The following is a 16,274-nucleotide window of genomic DNA, read 5'->3' on the forward strand; positions in this document are numbered from 1 at the left end:
GCATCTGATTAGAAACGCCATCAAGTATGTGCCGAGTAAGGATTATAAGGCCTTTACCGCATCCCTGAAGAAAGTCTATGGTGCTCCTTCTATCAAGTCCTGCCTGACGGCATTTGAATCATTTAAGCAGCAGTGGTCTCATTATCCTGGTGCAGTGGATGTCTGGGTGAGACACTTTTCACATGTCGAACAGCTTTTTGACTATGGCAGCGGTATACGTAAGATCATGTACACCACAAACGCAGTTGAGAGTATCCATTCAAGTTACCGTAAGGTAACTAAAAAAGGAGCATTCCCTAACGAGAATGCCCTCCTGAAACTCTTGTTCATCAGAACCAAGGAACTTGAAAAGAAATGGTCCGCAGGCTTTATTCCCAACTGGTCATTAGTCATGAACCAGCTTCTTCTTCATGAACAGATTAAGGACAGAGTGGTTAAGTATATGGAGTAACTTACACACTTAACTTGACACACCCCTTGAGACATAGATTTGAGTGTCTCAAGCTTTTGTATCTCTAATTTAAGGTCTTATTTTATAGTTTCACTTCACAGTGACACTCGTCAGAAATTGCGGTCTTTTTAATTAATCCAATGGTCTATAATCTTTAAAGAACTCTTTCATCAACTGTTTCACTTGTGGTGATAAAATAAGAATAGCAATAATATTTGGAATTAATATGAATGCCAGTGCAAGATCGAGCAAGTTCCACAGCTGTGTTCCAATTCCAAATGCGCCAGCTGCAATAGAAATGATATAAATCACTTTAGCAATGGTCCCTGCAGTCATTCCAAATAAGAACTCTGCCATCCGTGAACCATAAAATACGATGACAATGAGTGTTGAGAAAACAAAGAATACCATAGAAATAGATACGACCATACTTCCAAGTGAACCAAAGGCATCTTCAAATGCCCGGGATGTTAATGCAGCGGATTGTTCTTTTGCATCACTGTCTTTCCAGACGTCTGATACAAGCACAACAAATGCCGTAGTACTGCAAATAATTAATGTATCAACAATAATTTCACTGATTCCCCAGAAAGCTTGGCGAACGGGATGATCGGTTTTTGCAGCTGCGTGAGCAATAGGTGATGTACCGAGTCCTGCTTCGTTAGAATAAATACCTCGTGCAAAGCCCCAGCGTACGGAGGTTGCAAGTGCTGCTCCAAATGTACCACCCAGTGCAGCCTGTGGATTAAAGGCACTTTCAACAACAAGTGCAATAACGCTTGGTAGGTGCTGAATATTCATAATGATTATTAAAAACCCCATAATGAGATAAAGTCCTACCATAACAGGGACAAGTAATTCAGTGAAGGATGCAATCCGTTTAACACCACCAAATACGACAAGCGCTGTAGCAATCGCAAGGATAATGCCGATGATACCCGCATTAATATTAAATGTATCCTCCACTGCTGTTGACGCTGAGTGACCTTGTACCATCACACTTGGTACAATTTCTACCATTAGAGCAAAAGCAAAGGTAAAAGCAAATATACTGCCGATTTTCTTATTTTTGAATCCTTTTTTCATATAATACGTTGGACCACCGACAAATTCACCGCGTGCATTTTTCTCCCGGTAATGAAGTCCTAATGTATTTTCTGCAAATTTCAGTGCCATGCCGAGAAACGCAATGACCATCATCCAGAAGACGGCTCCAGGACCACCCATCATAATAGCTGTCGGCACGCCGACAATGTTTGCGGCTCCGACTGTAGCGGATAATGCAGAGGCCAGAGCCTGCCTTGGAGTAATGGTCCCTTCGCCCTTTGGTGTTTTGTTGAAGCTACCGAATGTCTGTTTAAGTATGTAAAAGAAATGCCTGAATTGAATAAATCTTAAATAAATTGTTAAATACAAACTGGAAAGTGCTAATAAAGTAATCAACGGATATCCCCATAACCAGTTAGTGAAACTCACAATTTTATCCATGATAGTCCCCCTTTTATTTAATACTTTACTTATAGACTACTTCATTCAATTCTTCAATTCAAACAACAAAAATAATATTTTGTAAAATCAGTAAACGATAGTTAAATGATTGCTTGAAAATTAGGAATAGCAAAGTATAAAAGAGTACAACAGCACAAGAGCAGAAACTCGCATCAAAAAAACTGAGACTTATTTCTATTGTGAAATAAGTCTCAGTTTTTTATGATTCCCATATTTTTTTTATGACGTCAGCAAATCCTTCTGGTTTTTGAGCATAGCCTAAATGACCTCCAGGAATATCAACCAATTTCAAACCAGCTTCTTTTTCTAAATAGAAGTTGACCTCTTGCGGGAACGATCCTCTTGAGTCAGTGCCGTTGAGCAAGGTGATGCGCTCTTTATAGTTCTTCAAATCTTCAACTGTGATATCAGAGGTTGTATATTGAACAATTTCATATTGCACCCAATCCATCATCGAAGCGTAACGTTTCTCATTTTCTTCAGGAGTAGCAGCGGGAGCGCCCATCATTTTCGCATCAATGGGAGCGATATGAAGCGTCTCGCCGAATACTTTCATCGCGGCAGGAAGACTGTCTGTTAAAGCGATATTAACGATTTCGTCATTTTTGTCCTGCCGGTATTGCTTATCAGGTAGGAACGTATTGATTGGCGGTTCATGAAAAGCGATCTTTTTAACGATATTCGGATAATCTTTTAAAACATGCATTGCAACAATAGCGCCTGAGCTCGTTCCGAGCACATAAACAGGTTCATCACTTAATTCATTCGCCAGTGCGGCGATATCTGCAGCATCGCGTTTGACGCGGTATGAATCATGTGGATCAGCAGCTGAAGATGGAAGTGGTGATGTTAAAACACTTTCCCCGTATCCACGGCGGTCTACTGCGACTACAGTGAAGTTATTGCTCAGTTCCTTGGCGAACGGAAGAAAAATATCACCTGTACCGTTTGCTCCTGGAATTAATATAAGAACAGGACCTGTTCCGATTTTATGGTAGTTCAAATTTGTACCTTCTAATGGTAATGATGGCATTGTCTATTCCTCCTATCAGTTAATTACTATCTTTACTTACCAAGGTATGATGCCGTTTCCATCTTCAAATGTTCCGGTCGGACCATTAGCATCAATCGTTGCCAGTCTGACGATAGGAATAACACCTTCAGACGCAGGTTTTGCATTGTTGCTTGCATCGCCGACTAGATCAGTGTTTGTTGCTCCTGGATCTGCTGCGTTAATCTTCATGTCAGGCAATCCTTTCGCATATTGGAGCGTCAGCATAGACACGGCAGATTTTGAAGAGCAGTAAGCCAGTGAATTGACTTTAGATTCCATCGTTTCAGGATTGGTCACCATACCGAAAGAACCGAGACCACTGCTGACATTCACAACAACCGGCTGTTCTGACTGTTCGAGTAAAGGAACGAAGGAAGTCATCATTCTGACAATACCGAATACATTAGTATTATAGACTTCTTTGACAATATCCATTGTCATATCACGAGTTGTTGTGAATCCGCCTGAAATTCCGGCGTTATTGATCAGAATATCAAGTCTGCCTTCTTTTTCTTGAATGAATTGTGCTGCCTGTTGAACTGATTGTTCATCAGTCACATCCAGCTGGACACAACTACATCCAAGTTCCGCTGCTGCTTCCTGACCACGTTCCGAACTGCGAGAGCCGATATATACTTTATATCCTTGACTGATTAGCTCTTTTGCTGTTTCAAACCCTAAACCTTTATTACCACCTGTAATCAATGCAATTCTCATGGTTCACTGCCTCATTTCTATTAGTTATGAAAATAAAGTGATTAAATACATTCTAAAAGTTTCATTTGAAAGTCTGCGCTGTTCTTTCTGGTAATGATAACTGTGTGTAGTCATAGCGTTTAACAGCATATCGGCCTTAAAGACACGCAGCTCATCAGTCGCATCATAAAGATTACAGAAATAATGATGAAGTTTCTGATACATTTCTGAACTGCGAAAATCACTTTTTTGTTCCTGCTGCTCAATGCAGTTTAACATTTCGATATGTTTTTCCTTGAACTCCAGAAAATGATCAATATAGAAAATCCGTTTGTCATTTCCCGATATTTGACGATTCTGCTGAACAACATCAAACTGTTCGAAAAGCAGAACGAAATCATTTTCTATCAGCTGATAGCACAGAGCTGCTTTATCAGAAAAGTTACGATAAAGGGTCCCCATGCCGATATTTAATTCCTGGGAAATACGATTCATGCTCACCGACTCAACGCCATATGTGTTAAATAGCTTCACCGCCTTTTCTTCAATTTTACGTCGGTTTTCTAATGCATCTTTTCTCAAATCTATCTCCTTTCTTTATTTAAATTTGACAAGTGGATAACTATCCGTTTATTATATATGAGAATTTTATAAAACTCAAATGATAGGTGATGACCATGTCTTTAAATAAAAAACAACTGCAAGTAACGAGTATTGAAATGAAAGAAAATTTTCTGAAGTCAGGACTATCAAAAGAACAGCTGGCGGAGCGTATGAACATTCAAGTTCCGGAATTAGAGCATGTACTTAATATGGAATCCTACGGGGACCTTATGATGTTTATTCATCTTGTGTGGGATACTAGAGATGTTATTAATGCGGAAATCATCGCTCAAGGCGAGATACCTGCAGACTATTCATATCTTAAAGGACAGAAAGAAGATTACTGGTTTTTAAAATGAGGAGGGGTTAAAAATCAACAAAATATTAGTAATCGGTTCAACAGGGAAACAAGGCAGTGCTGTTGTTAAACAGCTGGTGGAAGAGGGTTTTCATGTGCGCGCGTTTACTCGTGACAGGAAAAAGATAAAGATTGATCACGCTGCTCTTGAAATATACGAAGGACAGTTAAGCAGTTATAATGACTTGTTGCAAGCAATGGCGAAACAGGACGGAGTGTACAGCCTGCAGCCGATACTTGAAGATGTTGAAGAAGAAGTGAGACAAGGAAAAATGATTATTCAGGCAGCAAAAGAGCAAGCTGTTCAACACTTCGTATGTAGTACCGCTGGAGGCGTCAATCGAAACCGGGCTAGTCCTCACTTTGCAGCACTTGCTGAAATTGAGAATGTACTGAAGTCTTCGGGATTAAATCATACAATCATCCAGCCATCATTCTTTATGGATAACTTTAAACGAATTGTGGATGTCACTGGTAATACGATTAAAATTCCAGAATTTATTAATCCTGATGTTAAGTTTTCAATGATTTCATCAATAGATATTGCAGGCGTCGTAGCGGAAGTATTCAATAATCCTATTCAATATAATGAACAAGTTCTTGAAATTGCAGCTGATGAACTGACCTTGAAGGAAGTAGTTGAAACCTTTAGCAGTGTGTTCGATAGAGCAGCTGTTATTGAAGGATCATTTAACAGTGCCACAGCTGAAAGAGCCTGGTTAGAAGAAAAAGGATATATCATAGATTTTAATCAGATGGATTTATTAATACAGAATCGTCTGACGCTCGAAAAATGGCTGACAGCAGAGTTTGAAGATAATTGCCTTTAAAAAAATATCGCTTATTTATTGAGCATTTAGTCTGTAACTCAGATTAAGTGTTTTTTTGTCATCAATGATTTACTCTTAAAATTATTTTAATTGTGCATATGATGCATAAAAATATACTCTATAAATTATATAAAACTAATAAAGTTAGATTTCCGACATTTGATTCGGGTTTACGAAAGAAGTTGCCATCGAGCATTAGTAGATTTTTTATGTATGGATGAATATAATTTATTAATATTCTGAATAATTGAAATATTGTATTGTTAAAAAGATATTGTATATATATAATATAAAACAATACTATATACACTATTGCTTTAAACAAAAAGGGGATGAAATAAATGGAAGGTTTAGTAAGCTGGCTGTTGGATTTAGTCTGGAGTAAGCCGTTAGTTTATGGATTATTGCTTACAGGTATACTTTTTTCTTTAATGATGAGGTTTTTCCAAGTCAGACATATCGGTGAAATGATAAGGTTGATGTTTCAAGGGGAAAAATCACCTGCTGGGATCTCAAGTTTTCAGGCAATTGCTTTATCACTTGCAGGTCGTGTAGGTACTGGTAACATTGTCGGTGTTTCCACTGCTATCTTTATCGGTGGCCCCGGTGCCGTATTCTGGATGTGGGCGACGGCATTTTTAGGTGCCAGCTCTGCATTTATCGAATCGACATTAGGTCAGATATATAAACGACAGGAAAAAGGCGAATATCGTGGAGGTCCTGCATACTATATTGAAGACGGTATTAAAGGTAAATTCGGAAAAATTTACGGGCTAGTCTTTGCAGTAGTCACTATATTATCTACAAGTCTTTTATTACCAGGTGTTCAAGCTAATGCAATTGCTAACTCGATGAAAAATGCCTTTGGAGTCAACAGCTGGATTATTGCAATTATTCTTGCTGTCGTATTAGCAATTATTATCTTCGGTGGCGTTAGATGGATTGCAAACGTTGCAACAGCAGTAGTGCCTTTCATGGCAATTCTCTATATTTTAATGGCGCTCATCATTCTTGTGATGAATATCGATAAAGTGCCTGGATTGTTCGCTTTAATCTTCAAATCGGCGTTCAATATGGAAGCGGCATTCGGCGGTATTTTCGGGGCTATGATTGAAATTGGTGTTAAACGTGGTCTTTATTCTAATGAAGCAGGTCAAGGTACTGGTCCTCACGCAGCAGCTGCAGCAGAAGTATCACATCCAGCAAAACAAGGCTTAGTCCAAGCATTCTCTGTTTATGTTGATACATTATTTGTATGTACAGCAACAGCATTGATTATATTACTTGCAGGCACATATAATACGACAGACGGAACAACAGATAGTAGCGGTGCTCCACATTTAATTAAGGATGGGGGCATTTATGTCGAGTCAGCTGACGGTACAAAGGATTATTCTGGTACTGCCATGTACGTCCAGGCCGGGGTAGATAAAGCATTCCAGGGCGATGGCTATAAATTTGACCCTAGCTTCTCTGGTTTCGGTTCATACTTCGTTGCTATTGCATTATTCTTCTTCGCCTTTACGACGATTCTCGCATATTCATATATAGCAGAAACCAATGTATCTTATTTAATGCGCGGGCAGAGTAAGAAAGCTACAAACATTGGATTCAATATTGCTCGTACGTTATTGATTGCAGCAACAGTATATGGAGCTGTTAAAACAGCTGAACTTGCCTGGAACCTCGGTGACTTAGGGGTAGGTTTAATGGCATGGCTGAATGTTATTGCCATCTGGATTCTTCATAAACCGGCACTTAAAGCACTCAAAGATTATGAAGCACAGAAAAAAGCACTTGGTTCAGGAAGAAATGCGGTCTATCGTCCAGATCCAGCGGAATTACCGAATGCGAAGTTCTGGCTGGAAGATTACCCTGAACGGTTAAGACAGGAAGGTTTAGAGAAATAACAGTCGTCTGCAGTTGATTGGACAACTCTCATGTATGAGGGTATGGTTAAATCAATTGCAGACGTTTTTATTTTGGAAAAAAGGATGAATGAATATGATACTTTATTATTTAGGACCGAAAGGAACGTTCAGTTATCAGGCGGCAATGAAATATCAATCCGAAGCAGAGCTTATTCCGTGTCAGTCACTGTATGATGTGGTGGATCAGGTCAATCAGAATACAACCAGTCAGGCTATTGTACCGATTGAAAATGCCATCGAAGGGACTATCAATTTAATTGCCGATGAACTGATTGAAAATCAACTGCATGTTATCAGTGAAGTTTACTTAGATGTCGCATTTGATGTAGTAGGGTTAACTGAGTCGATGAATAATATTTCATCTGTCGTATCAATTGCCCCGATTATCAGTCAGACAAAGCATTTTATAACAGAACATCAGCTGAATGTGAAACATGCGGATTCATCACTTGATAGTTTAAATTATATTGATGGGGAAACAGTCGCCATCATTCCCCATCAAAGTACGACAGATTTTTCAGTTGTAAAAAGTCATGTTGAAGATTACCCGTTTAATCAGACACGATTCTTAGTGTTGTCGCATCAAAAAAGTATTCATCCGACGAATCAGGTACTATTGCTGCTGACACCACAAGTTGATAAGCCCGGACTTCTCGCTAATATACTGAATGTCTTTAATTTATATAACATTAATTTATCATGGATTGAATCGAGACCGACTAAGCAGCAATTCGGATACTACCACTTTTTGATTCAATGTCGTATCGATATAACTTCTCAGGATTATAAACAAGTGTTAAAAATATTTGATGCGATGCAGATTTCTGTAAGAACAATCGGCGCATTTTAAAGAAAGGTGAATAAGATGAACTTGAATGTAGTTATGGAAAAATTAGAAGCACTCGGCAATGAACGCATGAAGAAAAGATATTTATCGAACGGGGCTCATGAACCGTTATATGGTGTCGCAACAGGTGCGATGAAACCATTGAAACGAGAAATTAAAATCAATCAGCCGCTCGCAGAAGAATTATACGCAACCGGAAATTATGACGCTATGTATTTTGCAGGTGTCATTGCTGATCCAAAAGCAATGACTAAATCAGACTTTAACCGCTGGATCGATGAGGCTTACTTTTATATGATTTCAGATTTTGTAGTAGCTGTGACATTATCTGAATCTCCTATTGGTCAGGAGGTTGCGGACGAATGGATTGAATCTGGTGATGAATTGAAAATGTCAGCAGGGTGGAGTGCATATTGCTGGATGCTTGGACATTTAAAGAATGAGCACTTTGATGAGAAAAAGATTTCAAAGTTACTGGACAAGGCGGAAAGTTTAATAAATACATCGCCTGACAGAGCGAAATCTTCCATGAGTAACTTTGTTTCTACAGTTGCTATTTCATATGAACCAATGCGTGAAAAAGCGATTACTACAGCAGATGAGATAGGAATTATAAAAATTGAACGTAGAGATAAAAAACCAGGAATGCTGAATCCTTCTGAAACTATTAAAAAAGCAGATGATAGAGGACAGCATGGCTTTAAGCGAAGATATGTCAGATGCTGAAGTCAAATTAGCGACTTGAGAAATATAGTTGACTCAATAAATGAAAACGTTATCAAAATAATATTGACAATATTCTGACAAATGAATAAACTGAGTCTATATTCATTATTTTACATATTAGGGGGATGGGCTAATGAATTATGACTATGACAGAATTGCACATGATAATGAATTTAAAGAATTAAAAGCGAAGCGTAATCGTTTTATTTTTCCTATTACTATTTTCTTCATCATTGCGACTTTATTATTTCCGATTTTAACAGGGTACACCACGTTCTTAAATCATATCGCCTTCTGGAATATTTCCTGGGCTTGGATCTATGCGTTACTGCTATTTATTATGGTGTGGACACTTGTTACTGTATACATGAATAAAGCACGGAGTTTCGATATGGCCTCTGAGAAGATTATAGTTAAGTACAAAGGAGGCCATAATCAATGAATACGACAGTCGTCTTAATGTTTTTATTTTTTGTCAGTTTGACGTTATTAATTACATACTTTGCATCAAAACGAACGAACTCGGCTAAAGATTTCTATACAGCAGGTGGTGGGCTGACCGGCTGGCAGAATGGACTGGCAATTGCAGGAGACTATTTGTCAGCAGCGAGTTTCTTAGGTATTGCCGGGGCAATCGCACTCTGGGGATTCGATGGTTTCTTCTATAGCATCGGTTATCTGACAGCATACCTCGTTGTACTATATATCGTTGCTGAACCATTACGTAACCTTGGAAAATATACGCTTGCTGATATGATTGCGGCGCGCTTTGAATTGAAGAAAGTAAGAGCAACTGCTGCTGTTTCCTCTATTACTATCGTTATTTTCTACATGCTGGCACAGCTCGTCGGTGCTGGTGCTCTCATTCAGCTGTTATTTGATATTCCTTATACACTGGCAGTTATTTTAGTCGGTATTATGATGACGATTTATGTATTGTTCGGTGGAATGACAGCGACCAGCTGGGTACAGATGGTCAAAGCGTTTCTTCTGATGATTGGTACAGTTATTATTTCGTTCCTTGTGCTGAAACATTTTAATTTTAGTATTTCAAATATGTTCGGCGCTATGAATGATATTAAATCTCCTGAATTGAAGAGTGATTTTATTAACCCGGGTTCTCAAGGGAAATCACCGCTGGATAATATTTCATTGATCATCGCTTTATTATTCGGTACAGCGGGATTGCCGCATATTTTAATGCGCTTCTTTACAGTTAAAGATGCGAAGACTGCCCGCTCATCTGTTATGTGGGCAACATGGATTATCGGTATCTTCTATATCCTGACAATCTTCCTTGGATTCGGTGCAGCAAGCCTGTTATCAAGGGAAGAAATCATCGCAGCCAATCCAGCTGGTAATATGGCGGCACCGCTGCTTGCTGAAAAACTTGGCGGTGACTTGTTAATGTCATTTGTGTCCGCAGTTGCTTTCGCAACGATTCTGGCAGTTGTCGCCGGACTCGTATTATCAGGTGCGTCAGCATTTGCGCATGACATTTACGGTCAAGTCATTAAAAAAGGAAACATCAGTGACCAGGAACAGATGAGGGCTGCAAAGATTGCTTCTGTTGCAGTTGCAGCATTATCTATCGTGCTTGCGTTATTCGCACAGAACTTGAACGTTGCCTTTCTTGTATCACTTGCTTTTTGCGTCGCAGCCAGTGCTAATCTACCAGTTATTGTCTATACAATATTCTGGAAACGATTTAATACACAAGGCGCTATTGCAGCGATTGTAGTCGGATTACTGACTTCTCTTATTCTTGTAATCTTAAGTCCGAATGTTATGAATCCGGCCGGGACTGCATTTATTACAGCAAACCCTATCTTCCCGCTGGCAAATCCAGCTATTATCTCAGTACCTGCTGGTTTTCTTGCAGGGTTTCTAGGAACGTTCCTGGGCAAGCGGGAATCTGAGAAGAAATTTGAAGAAGTGCAGGTAAAATCTATTACCGGTATTTCTACTTCTGATGTCACGCACTAATAAAATGTTAACTGAAATAAGGGATCTCTTTGAAACTATCAAAGAGATCCTTTTTACTTCACTTAGCCATATAAAAAATTTTTTTATCTTTTATTGCCTTAAAGCGTAAACGCTTTCAAGTATTTGTTTCATTTTTGTAAATTTTATGTATAATAGAGAAGTGGTATTGAACAGTAAAGATGATCAATTAAAGAAAGAAGGAAATAATTAGATGGAAGATAATCAATTACATAGAGGTCTCAGTTCACGTCAAGTTCAGATGATCGCTCTCGGTGGAACAATTGGGGTCGGATTATTTATGGGTGCTTCAAGTACGATTAAATGGGCAGGACCGTCTGCAATCTTCGCATATCTTATCGCAGGTCTGTTTTTATTTTTTATTATGCGTGCAATGGGTGAATTAGTATACCTTTATCCGACCACTGGGTCTTTTGCAAATTATGCAAGTGACTATATTCATCCTGTCGCGGGTTACATGACTGCCTGGAGTAATATATTCCAGTGGGTAGTGGTAGGAATGAGCGAAGTCATCGCAGTCGGTCAGTATATGCAGTTCTGGTGGCCGGAATTACCGACTTGGATTCCTGGAGTCATCGTAATTGTCACACTCGCTGCAGCAAACATGATTTCTGTAAAAGCATTTGGTGAGTTTGAATTCTGGTTTGCTATGATTAAAGTCATTACTATTATATTGATGATTATTGCAGGTTTCGGTTTAATTTTCTTTGGACTAGGAAATGGTGGACATGCAATCGGATTTGATAATTTAACTAAGCATGGGGGCTTTATGCCGAACGGCTGGACAGGTCTCTTCTTTGCATTATCCCTTGTAGTTGGTGCATACCAGGGGGTTGAATTAATCGGGATTACAGCGGGAGAAACAAAAGATCCGCAGAAAAATATTACAAAAGCTGTTAACAGTATCGTATGGCGTATTCTTATTTTCTATATCGGAGCAATATTTGTAATTGTCACTGTCTATCCTTGGGATGAGTTAGGAACTGTCGGCAGTCCTTTTGTAGCTACATTTGCTAAAGTAGGGATTACAGCCGCAGCCGCAATTATTAACTTTGTTGTGATTACTGCAGCAATGTCAGGCTGTAATTCGGGTATCTTCAGTTCAAGTCGTATGGTCTATACATTATCGCAGGAAGGGAAAATGCCACGCATCTTCTCAAAAGTAATGAAGAACGGTGTGCCGGTCTATGCAGTACTTGCGATTTCTATCGGTATCTTTGTCGGTGTGATCTTAAATGTTGTACTGCCGATGTTCATTGAAGGATCAGCCAATATATTCGTCTATGTCTATAGTGCATCTATCCTGCCTGGCATGATTCCGTGGTTCATGATCTTAATCAGCCATATCCAGTTCAGAAAGAAACACCCTGAACAAGTGAAAAATCATCCGTTCAAAATGCCTGGTGCACCTGTTACCAACTATTTAACAATTGCGTTCCTTGTCATGGTATTGATCGGTATGCTGATTAATAATGACACTCGTGTATCCGTTATTATTGGATTCATTTTCCTTGGAATAGTCGCAGCATATTTCTTTATTAAGGGCTATCACAAAACAGAAAAAGTGAGATAACAAAAAGACTGAGAAATTTCTCAGTCTTTTTTTAATGGAGTTTCTTCAGAAACCACTGATTCATCGCTGTATGCTCAGTAGTGTTAAGTGGTTGCTCGAGCAGCTTAAATCCATACTTATAATAAAGCTTACAAGCAACGTCCAGCGTGTCTGTTGTTTCGAGGTAACAATACTTGTAATAATGACTGGCAAATTCAAGCGCAGCATCCATCAGCAGTCTGCTGATGCCTTGACCTTGAGCAGATTCAGCCACATACAACTTCTGAAGTTCGCACGTATGAGTCGTCTCATCAAACGGTGCTATACCAATACCACCAACAATTGTTTCATCATCGACAGCTACCCAGTATTCAGCATTTTGCTGGCTATGATAACTTGAATAAAGGTCGTTCAGACTAGAGTCAAAATAAGCAGTTCCAGGAATATTCAATTCCAAGTCTTCTAAAGATGTTTTAATCAAACGTTTAATTGCCTCATTATCTTCTGCTTCAATCGGTCTAATGATCATAGTTCTCCCTCTTTTCCCGGGTAATAATGATTTATTATTAAGAATGGTAAGTACTAGCTATTTAATAATTAAAGAAATTATAGCATATCATGCTGAAATTTTATTCTTTTAGACCAATTATTCATTATATAGTTACTGGACTTTACCCTAAAGAAAAGGGTATGTTATACCAAATATATAATGAGGTGATGAGAATGGAATTTGTCCGACTCAGGCGTGATGAATACGATGTATTTGTAAATGAACACTTTTCTCAATATACTCAGTCCCGTGAACACTATGACTACCGTGCAGCCACTGGTGGTGTCCATCTATTAGGTGTAAAAAACGAAACAGGAAAAATGATGGCAGCATGTCTACTCACAGAAGCTCAGATTCTTAAAATTTATAAATACTGCTATACACATAGAGGTCCAGTAATGGACTATAGAGATAAAGAATTAGTAAAATTCTTTTTTCAGAACTTAACAAATTATTTGAAGAAGCCGAACTGTGTATTTGTGCTAGTTGATCCATTTGTTTTATCTACTCTTCGGAATCATAATGGTGAAGTACTGGAGGAATTTGATGACAGTGAATTGTTCATCACAATGAAGAGACTAGGTTATAACCATCAAGGCTTCACTACTGGGTATTCAGCACAGAGCCAAGTCCGCTTTCAATCAGTGTTGAATGTCAGAAACCGCTCCAAAGAAGAACTGCTGGCAGCGATGGACTATACAGCGAGACGTAACATCAGAATGACTGATGAGATGGATGTGAAAGTACGAAACTTGGCTAAAGATGAGTTAGGGATTTTCTACGAATTATTTCACATGGCTGAAGATAAACATGGATTTACATTCAGAGACGAAGCTTACTTCAGATCATTCCAGGAGATGTACAAAGATAATAGCATGATTAAGCTTGCTTATATTAATCTGGATGATTATATTGAAAACCTTACCGCTGGGCTACAAAAGTACCAGGATGAAGTCAAAAAACTTAATCAGAATATTGCTCATCATCCGAACTCAAAAAAACAGCATAATAAGCTCAATGATGCTGAAGTGAATGTAACGAGTACGAAAAAGAAAATAAAAGAAGCAGGTGAACTGAAAGAACAGCATGGTTCTGAACTTAACCTGGCTGCTGCAGTATTTGTCTATAACAGGCATGAAGTAATATATTTATCAAGTGGTTCTAATCCTGAATTCAACCGATTTATGGGTTCTTATCGTATACAATGGGAAATGATTCAGTTTGCGGTTGATCATAACATACCACGCTATAACTTTTACGGTATTTCTGGTGATTTTAGTGAAAAGGCGGAAGATAGAGGTGTTATTTTATTTAAAAAGGGATTCAATGGAATAGTAGAAGAGCTAGTCGGAGATTTTATTAAACCGATTAAACCTATTCAATATAAGGTTTACCAGATGTTGAATAAAAGAAGAAATCATTAAATTGAATTTCATATATTAAAAGCCCTGGACAATATCTAATTAAAAAATATCCAGGGCTTTTATCTATGCTGCATTTAATTTTTCAGCATAAGGGTTTACTTTCGGGTGAATATAGAGGTAGCGTTTAGTATTGACTGGATGAATTGTTCGCTCTGTAACTTCGTAAGGCTTACTGTAGTTCATTTCAGAGACTACAAAGGAGCCATCACTGTTTATTTTCTCGATAAATGATACATGTCCAAGAGACCCACGTGATGACTGCATGATTGAACCTGGTTTCGGTGTATGATTGACTGTGTAGCCGTCTTCTTTCGCGCGATCTGCCCAGTATTTAGCATCCCACCAGCTGCGTTCTATTTTATTACCCTGTTTCTTCACCTGTTCAAAGACATAGTACGTACATTGACCGTCATCATACGTATTCACAACCATCGGATCTGGTTTAACAATATGTTTAATCTGGTCAAACGGTTTAATGACACGTTCTTTATCAATCAGCATCGCTCCTAAAACACTTAAAGTTATCACAAATAAAACAGTGATTATTTTTTTCATTGATATCACTCCAATGTTATTCCTACTATTAAGTATACAAATATGCTCTAAGTTGCATAGTTATTTGATTATTATTTCCATCAACATTTTAATGGATGCGGATGCAATAAGTGCTGCTAGAATGTATCGGAGGATTTGCGGGTTCGTTTTCTTCGAGACTCGGGTTCCTATTGGAGCGAAGAGCAGACTTGAAATAATGAGTGGGAGCATCATGATAAAATCTACTTCTCCTGTTATTGACTTCATCAGAAAGGTTCCTGACGATGAGATAAAGGCGATTACAATGCTACTTGTTACTACTGTTCTAAAAGGCGCTTTAAAAACAGCTAACAGCACAGGCACTAAAATAAATGCACCTCCCGCACCTACAATGCCAGAGACATAACCAATCAGTAAGGCAACAATAAATAATAGTATAGAGTTATGCTGATAGTTTGTATCTTCTGGTTTAACTTTCCAGAACATAAGTACTACAGCGAGTACTGCTAAGCATGTATAAACGCTGTTGATAACAACTTCATCAAAGAGCGAGCCGCTATAAGCACCTAACAGACTTCCGAGTAAAATACCTGATCCCATCGGAATGATGATAGAACGATTTAAGTCAGAACTTTTTCGCTGACTGAAACTCCCGCTCATCGTACTGAAAAAAACTTGCGCTGCTGTGAGTCCGGAAGCCGTATGAGCAGAAATCGTATCTATTCCGAACAGTGGAGGTATAAAAATTATCATTGGATAAATGATAATAGCGCCGCCAATCCCGACAAGTCCTGATAGAAATGCTCCTATTGCTCCAATAATTGATAATAATAGAATAACTGTCACTATCATTACAAGTTCCGCCCGATCATTTCTTTCATTTTCATACTGCTACCTGCTTTTAATCAACAAATTGACTGCATCTTTCACAAGTTCATCTGTTGACTCATTATTTTTGACATTCTCTCTGACACACTCTGATAAATTCTCACTGACAATCAGTCCAATTAAACGTTCAACGCTGCTGCGTGAGGCACTTAGCTGAGTGACAACGTCCCGACAGTCTTTACCGTCTTCCATCATTTTAAGAATTCCATTTAATTGACCCTGCAAGCGTTTAATCCGATTGATCGCATTTTTATCGTATTTCATCGTATTCTTTCCTTCTTTCATTGGTTTTGTATATTCAATATATACCCACGGAG

General features: G+C 38.5%; 18 protein-coding genes. 10 read left to right on the forward strand and 8 right to left on the reverse strand.

Annotation, left to right across the window (positions count from 1 at the left end; translation table 11 throughout):
• A partial coding sequence (locus tag ERX29_RS01515; RefSeq protein WP_207999144.1) for a transposase occupies nt 1-451 on the forward strand: 451 nt, incomplete at its 5' end.
• A 132-nt stretch (nt 452-583) separates the two neighbouring features.
• Here ERX29_RS01515 and ERX29_RS01520 read toward each other — a convergent pair.
• The 4 genes from ERX29_RS01520 to ERX29_RS01535 form a co-directional block, all read right to left on the reverse strand.
• Nucleotides 584-1,939 carry an alanine/glycine:cation symporter family protein gene (locus tag ERX29_RS01520; protein ID WP_133442925.1) on the reverse strand — a complete coding sequence of 452 codons (1,356 nt, stop codon included), beginning with the start codon at nt 1,937-1,939 and terminating at the stop codon, nt 584-586.
• A 220-nt stretch (nt 1,940-2,159) separates the two neighbouring features.
• A complete protein-coding gene (locus ERX29_RS01525; RefSeq protein WP_133442926.1) occupies nt 2,160-2,993 on the reverse strand; it encodes an alpha/beta fold hydrolase in 834 nt (277 codons plus the stop codon).
• A gap of 36 nt (nt 2,994-3,029) precedes the next feature.
• Nucleotides 3,030-3,731 (reverse strand): SDR family NAD(P)-dependent oxidoreductase, encoded by a 702-nt coding sequence (locus ERX29_RS01530; RefSeq protein ID WP_133442927.1) that lies wholly within the window; start codon nt 3,729-3,731, stop codon nt 3,030-3,032.
• 24 nt (nt 3,732-3,755) lie between these two features.
• Nucleotides 3,756-4,292: a TetR/AcrR family transcriptional regulator gene (locus ERX29_RS01535; protein WP_133442928.1), complete on the reverse strand. Its 537-nt coding sequence runs from the start codon at nt 4,290-4,292 to the stop codon at nt 3,756-3,758.
• Between the two features lie 95 nt (nt 4,293-4,387).
• On the opposite strand from ERX29_RS01535, the gene ERX29_RS01540 reads away from it, so the two are divergent.
• The 8 genes from ERX29_RS01540 to ERX29_RS01575 all read left to right on the forward strand — a co-directional run bounded on the left by ERX29_RS01540 (nt 4,388) and on the right by ERX29_RS01575 (nt 12,582).
• Entirely contained in the window at nt 4,388-4,672 is a 285-nt protein-coding gene (locus ERX29_RS01540; protein WP_133442929.1) for a DUF2316 family protein, read from the forward strand.
• A gap of 13 nt (nt 4,673-4,685) precedes the next feature.
• On the forward strand, nt 4,686-5,501 hold the full coding sequence (locus ERX29_RS01545) for an NmrA/HSCARG family protein (protein WP_133442930.1): 816 nt from the start codon (nt 4,686-4,688) through the stop codon (nt 5,499-5,501).
• 341 nt (nt 5,502-5,842) lie between these two features.
• Nucleotides 5,843-7,411: an alanine/glycine:cation symporter family protein gene (locus ERX29_RS01550; RefSeq protein ID WP_133442931.1), complete on the forward strand. Its 1,569-nt coding sequence runs from the start codon at nt 5,843-5,845 to the stop codon at nt 7,409-7,411.
• 94 nt (nt 7,412-7,505) lie between these two features.
• Complete coding sequence (locus tag ERX29_RS01555) at nt 7,506-8,282, forward strand: prephenate dehydratase (protein WP_165981026.1); 777 nt, start codon at nt 7,506-7,508, stop codon at nt 8,280-8,282.
• A gap of 15 nt (nt 8,283-8,297) precedes the next feature.
• A complete protein-coding gene (locus ERX29_RS01560; protein WP_133442933.1) occupies nt 8,298-9,005 on the forward strand; it encodes a DNA alkylation repair protein in 708 nt (235 codons plus the stop codon).
• A 133-nt stretch (nt 9,006-9,138) separates the two neighbouring features.
• A complete protein-coding gene (locus ERX29_RS01565; RefSeq protein WP_133442934.1) occupies nt 9,139-9,447 on the forward strand; it encodes a DUF485 domain-containing protein in 309 nt (102 codons plus the stop codon).
• Nucleotides 9,444-10,991 (forward strand): solute symporter family protein, encoded by a 1,548-nt coding sequence (locus ERX29_RS01570; protein ID WP_133442935.1) that lies wholly within the window; start codon nt 9,444-9,446, stop codon nt 10,989-10,991. The genes ERX29_RS01565 and ERX29_RS01570 overlap by 4 nt, the downstream gene beginning before the upstream one ends.
• 211 nt (nt 10,992-11,202) lie before the next feature.
• Nucleotides 11,203-12,582, forward strand: a complete 1,380-nt coding sequence (locus ERX29_RS01575; protein ID WP_133442936.1) for an amino acid permease — start codon at nt 11,203-11,205, stop codon at nt 12,580-12,582.
• A 31-nt stretch (nt 12,583-12,613) separates the two neighbouring features.
• Here ERX29_RS01575 and ERX29_RS01580 read toward each other — a convergent pair whose 3' ends face one another.
• Entirely contained in the window at nt 12,614-13,090 is a 477-nt protein-coding gene (locus ERX29_RS01580; RefSeq protein WP_133442937.1) for a GNAT family N-acetyltransferase, read from the reverse strand.
• A gap of 194 nt (nt 13,091-13,284) precedes the next feature.
• Here ERX29_RS01580 and ERX29_RS01585 point away from each other — a divergent pair, with 194 nt between their 5' ends.
• Entirely contained in the window at nt 13,285-14,535 is a 1,251-nt protein-coding gene (locus tag ERX29_RS01585) for an aminoacyltransferase (protein ID WP_133442938.1), read from the forward strand.
• A 63-nt stretch (nt 14,536-14,598) separates the two neighbouring features.
• Here ERX29_RS01585 and ERX29_RS01590 read toward each other — a convergent pair whose 3' ends face one another.
• From ERX29_RS01590 to ERX29_RS01600, 3 genes are read right to left on the reverse strand one after another with little or no spacing between them, the layout of a single operon-like run.
• Nucleotides 14,599-15,090 (reverse strand): CHAP domain-containing protein, encoded by a 492-nt coding sequence (locus ERX29_RS01590; RefSeq protein WP_133442939.1) that lies wholly within the window; start codon nt 15,088-15,090, stop codon nt 14,599-14,601.
• Between the two features lie 60 nt (nt 15,091-15,150).
• A complete protein-coding gene (locus ERX29_RS01595; RefSeq protein WP_133442940.1) occupies nt 15,151-15,921 on the reverse strand; it encodes a sulfite exporter TauE/SafE family protein in 771 nt (256 codons plus the stop codon).
• A gap of 39 nt (nt 15,922-15,960) precedes the next feature.
• A complete protein-coding gene (locus tag ERX29_RS01600; protein ID WP_133443099.1) occupies nt 15,961-16,221 on the reverse strand; it encodes a metal-sensitive transcriptional regulator in 261 nt (86 codons plus the stop codon).
• Nucleotides 16,222-16,274 lie beyond the last annotated feature (53 nt).

The organism is Macrococcus lamae (genome assembly GCF_004359545.1).
GTDB classification, from domain to species: Bacteria; Bacillota; Bacilli; order Staphylococcales; family Staphylococcaceae; genus Macrococcus; species Macrococcus lamae.